This is a genomic window from Flavobacterium sp. DG2-3 (assembly GCF_030730925.1).
Taxonomy (GTDB): Bacteria; Bacteroidota; Bacteroidia; order Flavobacteriales; family Flavobacteriaceae; genus Flavobacterium.
In genome coordinates this window covers 652,922-667,515 of the sequence record NZ_JAVAMB010000001.1, presented here as the reverse complement: position 1 = coordinate 667,515, position 14,594 = coordinate 652,922, and the positions used below count along the sequence as shown (strand labels likewise).

Annotated in this window: 10 protein-coding genes; all 10 read right to left on the bottom strand. The window is 37.3% G+C overall.

Going from position 1 to position 14,594, the window contains the following annotated elements; all coding sequences use genetic code 11:
* Window positions 1–16: 16 nt before the first annotated feature.
* The 10 genes from Q9Q97_RS02860 to Q9Q97_RS02815 all read right to left on the bottom strand — a co-directional run bounded on the left by Q9Q97_RS02860 (window position 17) and on the right by Q9Q97_RS02815 (window position 14,571).
* Window positions 17–718 carry an L-ribulose-5-phosphate 4-epimerase gene (locus Q9Q97_RS02860; RefSeq protein ID WP_144216206.1) on the bottom strand — a complete coding sequence of 234 codons (702 nt, stop codon included), beginning with the start codon at window positions 716–718 and terminating at the stop codon, window positions 17–19.
* Entirely contained in the window at window positions 702–2,393 is a 1,692-nt protein-coding gene (locus Q9Q97_RS02855) for a ribulokinase (protein ID WP_306154198.1), read from the bottom strand. The genes Q9Q97_RS02860 and Q9Q97_RS02855 overlap by 17 nt, the downstream gene beginning before the upstream one ends.
* A 241-nt stretch (window positions 2,394–2,634) precedes the next feature.
* Window positions 2,635–3,750 (bottom strand): glycoside hydrolase family 43 protein, encoded by a 1,116-nt coding sequence (locus Q9Q97_RS02850; protein ID WP_306154196.1) that lies wholly within the window; start codon window positions 3,748–3,750, stop codon window positions 2,635–2,637.
* A gap of 40 nt (window positions 3,751–3,790) precedes the next feature.
* Window positions 3,791–5,773 (bottom strand): glycoside hydrolase family 127 protein, encoded by a 1,983-nt coding sequence (locus tag Q9Q97_RS02845; protein WP_306154194.1) that lies wholly within the window; start codon window positions 5,771–5,773, stop codon window positions 3,791–3,793.
* Window positions 5,774–6,194: 421 nt separating this feature from the next.
* The gene (locus Q9Q97_RS02840) at window positions 6,195–7,175 is read right to left on the bottom strand and encodes an arabinan endo-1,5-alpha-L-arabinosidase (RefSeq protein ID WP_306154192.1); all 981 of its coding nucleotides are present in this window, start codon (window positions 7,173–7,175) and stop codon (window positions 6,195–6,197) included.
* A 271-nt stretch (window positions 7,176–7,446) separates the two neighbouring features.
* Entirely contained in the window at window positions 7,447–8,388 is a 942-nt protein-coding gene (locus tag Q9Q97_RS02835; protein WP_306154852.1) for a glycoside hydrolase family 43 protein, read from the bottom strand.
* 268 nt (window positions 8,389–8,656) lie between these two features.
* On the bottom strand, window positions 8,657–10,279 hold the full coding sequence (locus Q9Q97_RS02830) for an arabinan endo-1,5-alpha-L-arabinosidase (RefSeq protein WP_306154190.1): 1,623 nt from the start codon (window positions 10,277–10,279) through the stop codon (window positions 8,657–8,659).
* A 10-nt stretch (window positions 10,280–10,289) separates the two neighbouring features.
* Window positions 10,290–11,828 (bottom strand): alpha-N-arabinofuranosidase, encoded by a 1,539-nt coding sequence (locus Q9Q97_RS02825; RefSeq protein WP_306154188.1) that lies wholly within the window; start codon window positions 11,826–11,828, stop codon window positions 10,290–10,292.
* Between the two features lie 54 nt (window positions 11,829–11,882).
* Window positions 11,883–12,887 (bottom strand): arabinan endo-1,5-alpha-L-arabinosidase, encoded by a 1,005-nt coding sequence (locus tag Q9Q97_RS02820; protein WP_306154186.1) that lies wholly within the window; start codon window positions 12,885–12,887, stop codon window positions 11,883–11,885.
* A gap of 121 nt (window positions 12,888–13,008) precedes the next feature.
* Window positions 13,009–14,571, bottom strand: a complete 1,563-nt coding sequence (locus Q9Q97_RS02815) for a RagB/SusD family nutrient uptake outer membrane protein (protein ID WP_306154184.1) — start codon at window positions 14,569–14,571, stop codon at window positions 13,009–13,011.
* Between the last annotated feature and the right edge of the window lie 23 nt (window positions 14,572–14,594).

Here is a 14,594-nt window from a genome sequence, read left to right as displayed (position 1 = left end):
ACCTGAAACAAAAATTCTATTGTCCGTAATACGAATCTTTTCCGTGTTTACGATTGTAATGTTTCTTTATTAATGAATCTTTTAATCTTGGTGCATTCGGATTTATTTGTAAAGTCAGATACGCCATTTCTGCCACAACTTCCAAAACTTTACTGTTGTAAACCGCTTTTGCCGCATTTTTTCCCCAGGCAAACGGACCGTGATTTCCAATTAAAATCATTTCTACTTCTTCGTACGAAAGATTTTTTTCTTTGAAACAATCCAAAATCTGGATTCCGGTATTGTGTTCGTAATTTCCTTCAATTAAATGATCTGCCATTGGCGGTGCGCACGGAATATCTGCTGTTAAATGATCGGCATGCGTTGTTCCAAAAATCGGAATATCTTGTTGCGACTGCGCCCAAGCTACAGAATACGTTGCGTGAGTGTGTGCAACGCCTCCAATATTTGGCCAGTTTTTGTATAAATACGCATGTGTTTTCGTGTCTGATGACGGACGCATTGTTCCTTCAATAACATTATTATCAAAATCGACAATTACGATATCTTCAGGTTTTAAATCTTCGTACGGAACACCACTTGGCTTAATGGCAAAAACACCATTTTTTCTGTCCACAGCGCTCACATTTCCGAAAGTATACACTACAAGATTCAATGCGTTTAACTGCATATTTGCCTCGTAGCATTCTTGTTTTAAATCTTTATAAAGAGAACTCATTTTGAGAAATTTTAATAGTTGGATCAGCGAAAGCGCTTAATTGTTCGTAAGCTAAAAGCAGTTTGTGATATGCTTCTACTTTATCTGTTTGAGGGAAATATTCTCCATCAAAATTACTTCCTATTTTCTGACTTGCTTCGATTACGTTTGGATAAATTCCGGCTGCAACGGCTGCGTAAATTGCCGCTCCTAAAGCTGGCGTTTGATCTGACGCTGCAATTTTAATTGGCTTGTTTAAAACATTTGCCAAAGTCTGCATGATAAAAGGAGATTTACGGGCAACACCGCCAATTCCGATAACGCTGTCGATTTTTACACCTTCTTCTTCAAAACGGTCTACGATTTTCTTCGCTCCAAAACAAATTGCGTTTACCAAAGCTTTAAAAATATGTGGTGCTTTTGTTCCTAAAGAAAGGTTTGAAATCGCGCTTTTCACTTCTTGATTGGCATCTGGAGTTCTACGTCCATTAATCCAGTCTAAAGCAATTGGAAGACTTTCTGAAACTGGAATTTTCTCTGCTTCTTTCGTTAATTCAACAATCAATTTATCGCTGAATTCTTCTCTTAATTGTTCTTTTTGAGCATCGTTTAAAACAGAAGATGAACCCAATAAATGTTCTGTCGGCCACATCAATAATTCTTTGTACCAAGCCAATAAATCACCAAAAGCAGATTGTCCCGCTTCCAAACCGATAAATCCCGGAATTACAGATCCGTCCACTTGTCCGCAGATTCCGCGTACGGTTTTTGTTCCTACCTCATCATAAGAACCAACCAGAATATCGCAAGTTGAAGTTCCCATAACACGAACCAAAGTATTCTCTTCGATTTTGGCTCCAACTGCTCCAGAATGCGCGTCGAAAGTTCCAACAGCAATAATGGTTTCTGTTGAAAGTCCTAAACGGTCTGCCCATTCTTTGCTTAATTTTCCAGCTGCTAAATCTGAAGTATAAGTCTCATCGTATAAATTGCCACGAAGCTGCGCTAAATACGGATGTAGTTTTTCTAAGAATTCAGCTGGCGGTAATCCGTTCCAGTCGGTGTGCCACATCGCTTTGTGACCCGCCGCGCAACGGCTTCTTTTGAAGCTTTTTAAATCTTTATCTTCAATTAATAAATATGTCATTAAATCGCAATGTTCCATCCAAGTGTGCGCTGCATTTCGAACCGCTTCGTCTTGTCTTGCAATGTGAAGAATTTTTGCCCAAAACCATTCAGAAGAATAAATTCCGCCTACATATTTAGTAACGTCTTCTCCGCCCCAGCTTACTGCCAGTTCGTTGATTTCGTTTGCTTCGTTGATTGAAGTATGATCTTTCCATAAAACCATCATCGCATTCGGATTTTCTTCAAAACCTTTTGTCAATGCCAATGGTGTTCCGTCTTTCGTAACCGGAACTGGAGAAGATCCAGTTGTATCGATACAAATTCCTTTTACTAACGAAGGATCAACTTTACTTTCTTTAATAACGGTTTGAATCGTGATTTCCAATCCTTCAATATGATCCAAAGGATGCTGGCGAAACTGATTTATAGAAGCGTCACAATATTGTTTGTTTTTCCATCTTTTATAATGAGAAACATTTGATGCCAACTCCTGTCCATTTTCTGCGTCAATAAGCACCGCTCGAACAGAATCTGTTCCGTAGTCCAATCCTATTACGTAATTTTTCATTTCTAAATTTAATTGGTTAAATAATTGACAAATATAAAGATTATAATTTTATAAGTGTACAAAAAACACTTAATATGATTTTGCTATTTAATTTTTATAAAAAATGCATCAAAACAAGGCTTTAAGCTTAAAACCAAAGATAAATGTCAACATTACATTTATTCTTTTGCGATTATTTCATCTTAATCTTCAAAACAGTCAGAAAATAAGTTGGAAATCGTATTCACATTATTTTAAATTTTTAATTAAATTCAAATATTGGCCTACCGTTTTTATCAAATTTTAATTTCATCATTCTCGCATGGCGATTAGGATCATATAACGGATCTGCAATAATTTCTTTCAATGGTCTTTTATCTGTTGCAGGTACCACTTTGGGATCGCCAACCGCTTTTTCATAATCCCTTGCATGATAAATTACTAATGGTTCTCCGTTTTCATCTACTGTAAAAGAGTTATGCCCTGGCCCATATATTTTTTTCGCTTCATTGGTTTTTAATACAGGATATCTGGATTTTTTCCAAGAATTTCTATCTAATAAATCAGCATTTTCATCTGCTTCCATCATTCCCATACTGTAACAAGAACCAGTAGCACTTGCCGAAAAAGTAATATAAATTTTGCCATTGTGTTTAAGAAATGCAGGCCCTTCATTTACCCAAAAACCTATACGCTCCCAATCATAATCAGGAGTCGTTAGCATGAATTGAACTGTTTTTAGTTTTATGGGTGATTCCATTTCGGCTAAATACAAATTAGAAGCTGCAAACTGCCCGCCTGTTTTTTCTGCCCAACAGAAATAGCGTTTATTTTTATGCTCAAACACAGTCCCGTCTAGAGAAAAATCGGTAAAACTTTTTGGATCTGCGTCAGCTGCCTGCATTTGCCCCAATTCAATCCACTTATCATGCAAAGGATCCTGACCTGTACACTGCAAAACATAAGGTCTTAATCTCCAAATATCGTCTTCTTGGCTTGCTGCAAAATATACGTACCATTTTCCATCCAAATAATGAATTTCCGGAGCCCAAACATGACGGCTCATTGGTCCGCTTTTGTGTTTTTCCCACACTCTAAAAGTTTCCGCATTTTGAAGTTCATCAATAGACTTTGCGCGTCTTAACTCTATAGCGTCGTAAGTTGGTACAGACCCTGTAAAATAGTAATACCCATCTGTATGCTTGTAGATAAAAGGATCTGCTCTTTGCAACACAATAGGTTTGTTGGTTAAAGTTGTTTTTGTCGCAGTCACTTTTTCTTTAGACAGCTCTTTTTCTGCTTTTTTATCTGTACAGGAAGAGACACTTACAAAAACAACGGCTGAAAGTGCCAGATTTTTTAATAGGTTTATTTGCATGTTATATTGGTTTGTTGAATTAAATTTATTTGTGCGGAATTCAGTTTTTAAAATCAATCCAGACTTTCATTTTATTTACGCCTCGGTTTGACCAAGAATAGTATGGAATGGCTTTGAATTTATCAGTTTCAATTACATTCACTCCATTCAATAAATTGGCTTCTTTTCTTACTTGGAAAGTATCGTTGGCGCTGATATTTATTTTATCGAAATTGCTATTATTATCCACTTCTTCAAACGCATAAACAATTGGTCCGTATTCTAAAGAAACTTTGTTTTTGTTGGTTTCAACTTTCGAATTGGTTTCAACTTCCTGAACTTCCATTGGAAAATTAAGCGCAATTTTGTCTCCTTTTTTCCAATTTCTGGTTACGTTGAAATAACCATTTTCAGGCTGAATTGCTATTATTTCTCCGTTTATCGTAATCGTTGGTTTTTGAGTCGAAGCTTTTTTATACGTATATAAATCGCCTGGTAAAACTTCATTTCTTGCCCAACCCGGAACTCTAAGTTTAATCGTGAATTTACTTTCTTTTTTTGGGTTAACAGAAATGCCAACTTTTCCATTCCACGGATACGAAGTCTGCTGTGAAATCTGTAAATCGGTTTTTCCTAAAGTGAAAGAAGCGTCGTTTGAAGCATATAAATTCACAAATAAATCATTCTTTGTTTTCGAATAAATCAACCCCGGAATTGACGGAATAAAACGAATCAGATTTGTCGGACAGCAAGAACAATCAAACCAAGCCTGACGCGTACATGAACCTCTATTTGACTTATAAACTCCATCAGATTCTAAAGCATTGGGATAGAAAAATTGTTTTCCGTCAAGCGAAATACCCGAAATTAATCCGTTGTACATGGTTCTTTCGATCACATCAAAATATTTCGATTTTCCGTATAAACTGTGTAGTCTGTGATTCCAATATACATCTCCGATTGCAGCGCAGGTTTCGTTGTAAGCGGTTAAGTTTGGCAATTCGTAATTTACTCCAAAAGCTTCGCCGTCATGTCTTGAACCGATTCCGCCTGTGATGTACATTTTTTTGTTGACCATGTTTTCCCATAAATTATTTACGGCATTTTCATAGTTTTTATCTTTTGTTAAAGCCACAATATCGGTCATTCCCGCATACATATAAACCGCTCTTACGGCGTGTCCAACCACTTCATTTTGCTGAATTACTGGAATATGATCTTGCGCATATTCGCCATATAATTTATGATCGTTTGGATTTCCGCGATTGTCCAAATAGTATTTTGCCAGTTTTAAATAATCTTCTTTACCCGTAATCTGATACAATTTCAACAAACCCGTTTCTACAATTTGATGCCCTGGAACTCCTCTTATCTGATCTGGTTTTTCTCCAAAAGTTTTCACTAACAAATCGGCATTTTTGATGGCGATGTCCAAGAAATTTCTTTTTCCTGTTGCTTCATAATGTACAATAGCCGCTTCAATCAAATGTCCTGCGTTATAACATTCGTGGCTAATTTGTAAAGATTCCCAACGTTTTCCTTCAATCACCGGAACCCAAGTTGCGGGCGGTTTTGCTGGATTTATGGTTCTCCAAGTTGTTAAATAACCGTCTTTTTCCTGACCGATTTTTACAATCGCAATTAAGGAATCTAAAACTTTTTCCAATTTAGGATTTGGTGCTGAAATCAAAGTATTCGATGCGCCTTCGATAATCTTGTAAACATCGGTATCGTCAAAAGGCATTTCTCCGCGAACGGTTCCGGTTTTTTGTTTTCCAGCAATTAAAAAATTCTCAAAACGGCCTTCTTCATTACATTTCTGAATCGCATATTCTATTGTAATTTCCTGCACTCTTTTAATAATGGGCAACCAAAAAGAATCGGTTAATTTTACATTTTGGATGTTAACGGGTTCTATTTCGTAACCTGCTTTTAAGGCTGAAGTTTTACTCGATTGTACGGCATTGTTTTTGGTTTCTTTACAGGAAACTAAAACCAAAAGCGAGATGAAAATCGTTAAAATTGGTAAGTTGTATTTCTTCATTGTTTTATAATGACTTATTCGATGTAATTATTTTTTAAACACATAGAATCATAGTTTTACTTTATCTGTAAAAGGCATTTCATTTTTATAAATTCACATAGCTATGTGTTTAAATTTTGTTTCCCGCAGATTTAGCTGATTTATTTTAATCTTAAAATCTGTGACAATATTTTTTCTAACACATAGAATCATAGTTTTTCTTTGTCTGTAAAAGGCATTTCATTTCTCTAAATTCACATAGCTATGTGTTCAAATCTAGATTTGTTCTTTTAACTCTTTTATACATTTTTAAAATCTATGTTTCTATGTGTTTAAATTTTTCTCCTGCAGATTAAGCAGATTTATTTTAATCTTTTTAATCTTGTTCAACGGATTAAAATCCGTTGCTACAATATGTTTCGTTCCTACGGAACTTCTTTGTTTATTTTAGAACAGGCCATAAATCGGCGTCCCATTGCATTTCTTTGACTACTAATTTTGGCGTTCCGTTGGTTTTCTTTTCGTAAGCGTGGTAAAACATATAATCTTTTCCGTCGAAAGTGTAGGCGCTGTTATGGCCTACGCCAAAGTAATTTTCATCGCCTTGAACAACTAGACTTCCTCCGCCTTGGTCTAGCTGTTTTCCTTCTTTATCTAAATAAGGACCGATTACACTTTTTGATCTTCCGACAACGACTTTATAAGTGCTTTTTTCTCCGCGACAGCATAAATCCCAAGAAAGAAATTGATAGTAATAACCGTTTTTCTTAAAGATAAATGGAGCTTCAAGCGCGCCATCTCCAGGATCTGAATCGGCTAATTCGAAACTTCTTTTACGTTTTGAAATCGTATGCCATTCTTGCGGTTCTGCAATTGATTTTAAATCAGAATTTAATTTGACCAATTTCAATCCTTCCCAAAAAGAACCAAAAGAAAGCCATGGCGTATTGTTTTCATCAAAAACTAAATTCGGATCTATGGCGTTCCACATATCTCTGTTTGGGTGCGATTGAATAACGATTCCCTGATCTACCCATTTGTAATTTTTATCTTTTGGGTCTAAAGTTTTATTAATTGCAACGCCAATCGCCGACGTATTTTTCGCGAAAGCGGAAACCGAATAATACAGATAATATTGATTGTTATGGAATGAAATATCCGGTGCCCAAATGTGGTTTTTAAAATCGGCTGCAACACCATCTGCCCAAACTGGTTTTTCTTTGAAAACGGGTGCCTCTTTGTTCCACTTTTTTAAATCTTTTGAACTAAAAACACTGATTCCGTTGCCTGTGCAGTACAAATAATAAGTGTCTTTTTGTTTGATGACAACGGGGTCGTGAACGACAATATCCTGCGCAAATGACATCGACACTGTCAACATCATTAGAACTGTAATTGTCTGTTTTATGTTTTTGTAAACCATATAAGTGATGTAAGTTTTTTGAGCTCTCCTGCAAGGTTTTCAAAACCTTGTAGGTCTTTATTATACATGAATTCTCATTTTTGTCATCCTGACGAAGGAAGGATCTCCGTTAGTAGCTCGACAAAGATTGACGATTCTCTAAATGGAGTTACTTGCGGATATCCCTCGTTCCTCGGAATGACAAGATTGTGGTTACTTTTCTAATTAAGAACATTTAAGTTTTAAAAACAGAAATTTGAAATGGCCTTCGACTCCGCGCAGGCTGACAACCTTACTGAATTCCCTCAGATGTCATCACCACACGTTTCATCGTTCCGTCTTTGTTGTAAAATAATTTATCGACGCAGACTGACCTTCTAAAACTTCCTCCATGTGGTTGTGATGCTCCGTTGTGATAAATGAAATAAGATTGCCCTTTAAAATTAATTATCGATTGATGATTCGTATTGCAGTTTCCAGCTAATTCGTTTAGAATTCCTTTAAACTCCCAAGGTCCAGTAATTGATTTGCTCATCGCGTAGGCAATTTTCTCTGGAAACTCATAAGCGTACGACAAATAATACCAGCCTTCGTGCTTGTGAATCCACGGTGCTTCGGTGAAATTTGGCAGTTTGATGTGATGAATTTCTCCGTCGATTTCCGTCATATTTTCTTTTAATTTGGCATAATGGCAAGCAGTATTTCCCCAAAATAAATAAGCTTGTCCATCATCATCGATATAAACCGTCGGATCGATGTCATCCCAACTTATATCGCTAAATTTGGTCATATCATTGGTGATTAATGCTTTTCCTAACGCATCTTTAAAAGGTCCAAGCGGGTTGTCTGCAACTGCAACTCCAATAGATTTTCCTGGAACTGTGCCGTGTTCAACCGTAACGTACCAATAGAATTTTCCATTTCTTTCTATTACCTGCGAAGCCCAAGCATCACTTTTTGCCCATTTAAAATCGGTTACTTTTAAAGGCACTGGATGCGATTCCCATTTTTTCATATCAGAAGAAGAATACACCAGCCATTCATTCATTTTATAAAAATTAAAATCGTTTGGCGCTTCATCATGACCAGCATACAAATACACTTTGTCTTTATAAACCAATGCCGCTGGATCGCCGGTGTATTTATCGGTGATAACGGGATTGTTTGTTTTTACCGATTGCGCAGTGGCTATCGATAAGAATAAAATGGAAAGGCTTGTAAATAGGTTTTTCATCATTGCTTTTATTTTTTTTCGCCACGAATTCCCGAATTTTACCAAATCATAATTCGAGAAATTTGCGGTTATTTTTATTACACAAATTTTTTAATCATTTTAATTCGTGAATTCGTGGCTTATTTTTTTGTTTCACGCAGATTTTACAGATTAGAGCAGATTTATTTGATTTTTTTCTACCTGCTAAAATGGTTCTCTCGCAGATTCTACCGATTTGTTTTTAAGCTCTTATACCTTTGGAATTTGGGATTTAAAAAAATTGGAATTTTTAGTTCACTTTCTTACCCCAAACGGCTAATCCTGCGCTGTTGATTCCAGTGTAAGTTAAAGTCACTTTTCTGGTAGCCGATTCCCAATCCCAAGCGTCGACTACGTTGCATTTTACTCCGTTTATGGTGGCGATTTTTTTAGCAGCATCATATGACCAAGTTCCTGTTATGTCTCCGCTTACTTTTTTGTCGGCTGTTAAATAAATTGTGACTGCTTTCTGCATGGTTTTGTATTGGTAATTCATCGTGATTTGTTCCCAAGTTCCTACCAAGTTTCCTTCAGCAAAAGTCGTTGTCGGCACTCCCGCATAACGTTCAGGTTCTACAACTGGCCATCCGTCTTCTGTCCATTGAATGCCGCGAACATGTCCCATCATAACCGCATTTGAAACTGCGATTCCAGCAATACCTTCAGGCAAACGCGCTTGAGAAGCATAAAACCATTGTTTTGTTGTTGGGTTTTGAAAAACAGCACAATGCGCAAATCCAACCCAGCCTGTATGATTTTTAAATTGATACGGATGTGTTACTAGCGGAAAACATTCTGCTCCGTTGGTAATGCTCATTCCTGTGTTGGTTACGTAAGGACCAAGAATGTTTTTGGAACGCGCTACACGTATATTGTACGCCACGGATAATTCGTCATAAGCCAAAAACAAATAGTAATATTGGGTATCTGGATTGTAGATGATTTCTGGTCCTTCAAGCGCTTGCCAACGGTTTGTGTTTACATTTCCGCGGCCTGCAATTCGAACTCCGTAATCGTCAATTGTTTTTAATTTGTCTGGTTTTCCTGTTGCTGGATTTAGTTTTAAAGCCGCGATTCCAGAATGCCATGACCCATAAATTAAGTATTGTTCGCCTTCTGGGGTTTCGATAAAACTCGGATCGATTGCGTTAAATTTGAAATACGCATCCCAATCGTTTCCTCCGTTTCTAACATAACTTTTTACACCGTCAGGTTCAGAACAAACTACCATTCCTTTGTCAACCCAATTATTAGACGCCAAATCATCTGTTTCGGCCAAACCAATAAAAGCACGCTCTGACCAAGAAGTATTCGTATCTGTTCCGACAATTGGATTTGTAACTACAATGCTATAATACATTCTAAATTTATTCCCCACTTTTCGAACACACGGCGCCCAATACCCGTAATTCGGATTTTCGATTGGAGGAAGCGCCGGATTCATTCTCGCTCTTTTATTATTCAACGAATCTTTTACCCAAGCCGGAGCTGTGGTCATAGTAGATCCCATGAATTCCCAATTGATTAAATCTTTTGATCTTCTGTAGAAAAAATGTCCGTTGCCTTCATGCGAATTTCCGTATGAAGCATCGGTTTGGTACATATAATAGTATTCTCCCGATTTCTCTACTGATGGATCGTGTACGTTGGCTAAATTCCATTGCGATCTGCTGGCCCAACTTGCAAATGCCGTATAATTGTCAGCGTAAGTTGGCCCATTAAATGTTGGCGTAACCACTGGCGGATTCACCACGGGATCTGGATCTGGCGTTTCTGTCGCTGGATCGTCTTTGGAACAGCTTACCGCAATAAGCGCCACAAAAAAGAGTCCGATGTACGAAACTGTTTGGAGAATGAAATTGGATTTTTTCATCTTTATAAATTTATTTTCCTTCTAAAACAACTACTGAGAAAGGAGGAATCGTGATTACAAGTTTTCCTTTTTTGTTTTCGAAACCTTTAAAAGCTGTTGGAACAATTTTGTTTGGATTTTCGAATGAATTGTAATCTTGTAATTTAGCAGAAGTAATAATCGTTCCTGTGAAGTTTTTAGCTCCTAAATCTTTTACATCAATTTCGATTTTGTTTTTATTTTTGGCATCCACATTCACTAAAGAAATATGAATCGCTCCACTTTTATCTTTTGATGCCGATGCCGAAACTGCTGGAAGTGTTTCTCCGTTAAAAGTATAAGAAGGCGATTGAAAACTTACTGGCAGTAGTTTTGCATCTTGATGCACCGCATACATTTTCATTACCGAATACGTTGGTGTTGTAATCATTTTAGCTTTGTCAGTAAGGATTACTGCTTGCAAAACATTGACGCATTGCGCTAAGTTGGCCATGCGAACACGTTCTGCATGATTGTTGAAAATGTTTAATGTTGCTCCCGCTAAAACAGCATCACGCATGGTATTTTGCTGGTATAAAAATCCAGGATTTGTTCCTTTTTCTACTTCGTACCAACCTCCCCATTCGTCTACAATCATCGCTACTTTTTTCTCAGGATCGTATTTGTCCATAATCGCAGAATGTTTGGTAACCAATTCTTCCATTTTTAAAGCAGACTGCATGGTTTTGAAATAGCCTTCTTCTGTAAATTCTCTGTCGCTTCCTTTTTTGCCCCAGTCAATTACAGCATAATGGTGAACGCCAACTCCGCCTAACATATTTAACGGAATTCCTTTCATTAAAACTTCTGTCCAATTGTAATCGGAACTATTTGATCCAGAAGCAATTCTTGTAATTCCTCCTGTATTTTCCCAATCTGACATAAATGTGGCAAATTTTCTATATTCGCCAGCGTAGTATTCTGCAGTCATATTTCCTCCGCATCCCCAAGCTTCATTTCCAATTCCCCAATATTTTACTTTCCAAGGTTCTTTTCTTCCATTCTTTACACGCAAATCACTCATCGGACTTTTACCTCCAAAATTGGTGTACTGAACCCAGTCTGCTAATTCCTGAACGGTTCCGCTTCCTACGTTTCCAGACAAATACGGTTCTGCGCCTAGAAGTTCGCACATGTTCAAGAAATCATGTGTTCCAAAACTGTTGTCTTCTGTTGTACCTCCCCACCATTTGTTTACAATAGTTGGTCTTTCGTTTTGAGGTCCAATTCCGTCTTTCCAATGGTATGTATCAGCAAAACATCCGCCCGGCCATCTTAAATTTGGAATTTTCAACTCTTTTAAAGCAGCAATAATATCATTTCTTACTCCTTTTGTATTTGGAATTTTCGAAGTATCTCCCACAAAAAATCCTCCGTAAATACAGCGGCCTAAATGTTCTGCAAAATGACCGTAAATATTTTTGTCAATTGTTGGCGCATCAGCAGAATTTTTAATGGTTATTGTCGTCTGCGCGAAATTTAACTGACTACAAAACGTAATAAGAAATGAGATTAAAAGTGCTTTTTTCATAGTGGTTTTTGTTGTAGAGGAAAGTCCGAAAACTTTCCTCTGAATTTTAGTTTTTTAATAAGAAAGTGTTGGCCATCCAGATGACCATGTAAAGTATACGATTTCGAGTTTTGGGTTTCCGTTATCGGCTGCGTTGTAATAATGAACAGCTCCTTTTTGAGTTCCTGTAATTCTAGACAAATGTCCAGGTCCAATGTAATTGCCTTGTGAAGCCAAAACGGTTGTTCCGCCTCCGCTTTTTAAAGAAACTCCATTTTTATCTACAAAAGGCCCGAAAGGACTTGTTGAGCGTCCGACAACAATGTAATAGGTACTGTTTACGCCATTGCAGCAAGTGCCGCGGTTTACAAACATATAGTAATAACTTCCTTCTTTAATCAGACAAGGAGCTTCCCAAGATGCGCCGTTTCCGCCTGCAACAATAGTTCTACTCCCTGTTGTTTTTCCTGTTGAAGGATTAATTTGAATAACTCCAATTCCGGCATGCCAAGAACCATAAGCCATGTAAACATTGGAACCATCTACTAAAATAGACGGATCGATAGCATTTACATCTGAGGCTGATGAAGACGAAACTACAACTCCTCTGTCTGTCCAGTTTGTTCCTGCGCTTTGCGAAATGGACGGCGTTGTAACCAATCCGATTGCTGAAGTGGCAGAGCCAAATGTCGAGCAAGAATAATACATATTCCATCTGTTATTGAACCAAGCCACATCTGGAGCCCAAAATGTTTTTGTAAATCCTGGAACATATCCTGTAATCCAACTTGGTGTTGATGAGAATACCGATGTTCCCCAAGACCAGTTGATTAAATCTCTTGAATAAGTAACTGGAATATTATCTCCAGTGGTAAATACATAATAATTAACGCCGCTTTTTACAATCGTACTCGGATCGTGCGATGGCACATTTCCGCCGACTGTTTTAGCGGTTGAATTGGTAACCTGTGAATCCTGAGCATTTACAGCTGTTGCTGCTTCCTCCATTGGGACAATATCTTCATTTTGACAACCCCAAAATAATACTGCTAATAAAACCAAACTTGTAATTGTTTTCATTGTTCTAATTTTAGTTACGGTTAAAAATTACTTCTCTTGTATTCCAAATTCTAAGGCATAATATCATGTGAAGCGGCAATTCTTCACATGATATTAGGTATCTAACTAACTCAAATAAATATTAATAACTGTCGTTTTGGATAGTTCCCGGGTTATTATCCATTTCTAATTGCGGAATTGGGAAATATTCTCTTCCTGCTGTATAAGAATTAAATTCGGCATCTCTTGCTTTCAGCCAAGCTAATTTAGCTGGATCTTGAAGCCATCCCCAACGGCGGATATCATCAAAACGGTGTCCTTCAAGAGGAAATTCTAAAAATCTTTCGTGGCCAATCTGCTCTCTCATCTGTGCTTGGCTCATTCCTGGTTTTGTCGTTGCCAAATCAGGAAGATTTACTCTGTTTCTTACCATTTGAATGTAAGTATAAGCTCCCGGAGTATCTCCTGTTTCGTTTAAACATTCGGCATACATTAAAAGAATATCTGCATATCTTAATAAACGCTCATTGATTCCTGAACGCCAATCGTATTCGTCAGCAAATTGTCCGTCAGAGTTTTGGTATTTTCTACAGAATAAATCATTTAAATCAGCTGGACTTGAAGCATAAAATGTGGCAAAATCTTTTCCGTACAATTGCATGCCGCCTGGTTTGTTGTAGAAAATAGTAGCTTCTAAACGCGGATCATCTGCGCCAGATACTGTTTTTTCTTCTTTAAATTCATTAAATAATGCCCAAGTTGGCTGTACGTCTGTCCATCCGAAAGCACGTGGTGCGTAAGTAATCGCTCTTGCAGAAGTTTTTCCCCAACCAGAAGCAGGAGCACCTCCCCAACCTAAGTCAACGCCTCCAGCATCTCTACTAAACTGCACTTCAAAAAGAGACTCTGAATTGTTTTCGTTTGCTGTTGTGAAATTTTCTCTATAATTATTTACTAAAGAATAAACTCCTAAATCTATTACTTGTTTAAAAGTACTTTTTGCATTAGTAAAATCTTTAGTAAACAAATAGGCTTTTCCTAAATATCCTAATGCGGCACCTTTAGTCGCGCGTCCTTTTTGTCCTGCGTCTAATCCTGAAATACCAACATAAGTCGTTGGAAGCAATTCTGCAGCCGCTTTAAAGTCTGCAATAACTTGTGCCCAACCTTCTTCTTGTGTTTTTTGAGGATAATAAACCGCTAATTCTGTTGGAAGCGGAACATTCTTAAATAAATTTACTGCGTGAAATAAATACAAACCTCTTAAGAAATAAGCCTGTCCTATAATTCTGTCTTTTAGAGCTTCGTCTTCAAATTCAATTCCCGGCACATTTGTCAGTACTTGATTAGCACGGTAAATACCTTGATAATACGTTTCGTAAGCCCAACCATAAATAGCAGGATCTGCCACATTAGAGTTGAAATGTCCAACATTGTACATAGAACCCCAAGGGCTGTTTGTACGAGAATCATCTGCTTTTACGTCCAGCAATAAAGGAGTACTTCTCATGTAAGTTCCGTCTGTCAATAAACTTCCGTAAGTTGCATTTACACCTTGCAGTGCATCTTCATCTGTTTTCCAAAAATTATCGACAGAATCATTATTTGGATCCAGTTGAGTTAAATCTTCGTTGTCCACACAGCTTGTTGTTACCAAGGCTAATGAAAGGAAAACGGTTATATAGCTAAAAATTTTAGATTTCATTTTAATACGTTTTAATGGTTAGA

What these genes read in the sequence shown, in the direction of transcription:
- Q9Q97_RS02860 (WP_144216206.1), bottom strand. Translation starts at nt 718, where the DNA reads ATGAGTTCTCTTTATAAAGATTTAAAACAAGAATGCTACGAGGCAAAT.
- Q9Q97_RS02855 (WP_306154198.1), bottom strand. Translation starts at nt 2,393, where the DNA reads ATGAAAAATTACGTAATAGGATTGGACTACGGAACAGATTCTGTTCGA.
- Q9Q97_RS02850 (WP_306154196.1), bottom strand. Translation starts at nt 3,750, where the DNA reads ATGCAAATAAACCTATTAAAAAATCTGGCACTTTCAGCCGTTGTTTTT.
- Q9Q97_RS02845 (WP_306154194.1), bottom strand. Translation starts at nt 5,773, where the DNA reads ATGAAGAAATACAACTTACCAATTTTAACGATTTTCATCTCGCTTTTG.
- Q9Q97_RS02840 (WP_306154192.1), bottom strand. Translation starts at nt 7,175, where the DNA reads ATGGTTTACAAAAACATAAAACAGACAATTACAGTTCTAATGATGTTG.
- Q9Q97_RS02835 (WP_306154852.1), bottom strand. Translation starts at nt 8,388, where the DNA reads ATGAAAAACCTATTTACAAGCCTTTCCATTTTATTCTTATCGATAGCC.
- Q9Q97_RS02830 (WP_306154190.1), bottom strand. Translation starts at nt 10,279, where the DNA reads ATGAAAAAATCCAATTTCATTCTCCAAACAGTTTCGTACATCGGACTC.
- Q9Q97_RS02825 (WP_306154188.1), bottom strand. Translation starts at nt 11,828, where the DNA reads ATGAAAAAAGCACTTTTAATCTCATTTCTTATTACGTTTTGTAGTCAG.
- Q9Q97_RS02820 (WP_306154186.1), bottom strand. Translation starts at nt 12,887, where the DNA reads ATGAAAACAATTACAAGTTTGGTTTTATTAGCAGTATTATTTTGGGGT.
- Q9Q97_RS02815 (WP_306154184.1), bottom strand. Translation starts at nt 14,571, where the DNA reads ATGAAATCTAAAATTTTTAGCTATATAACCGTTTTCCTTTCATTAGCC.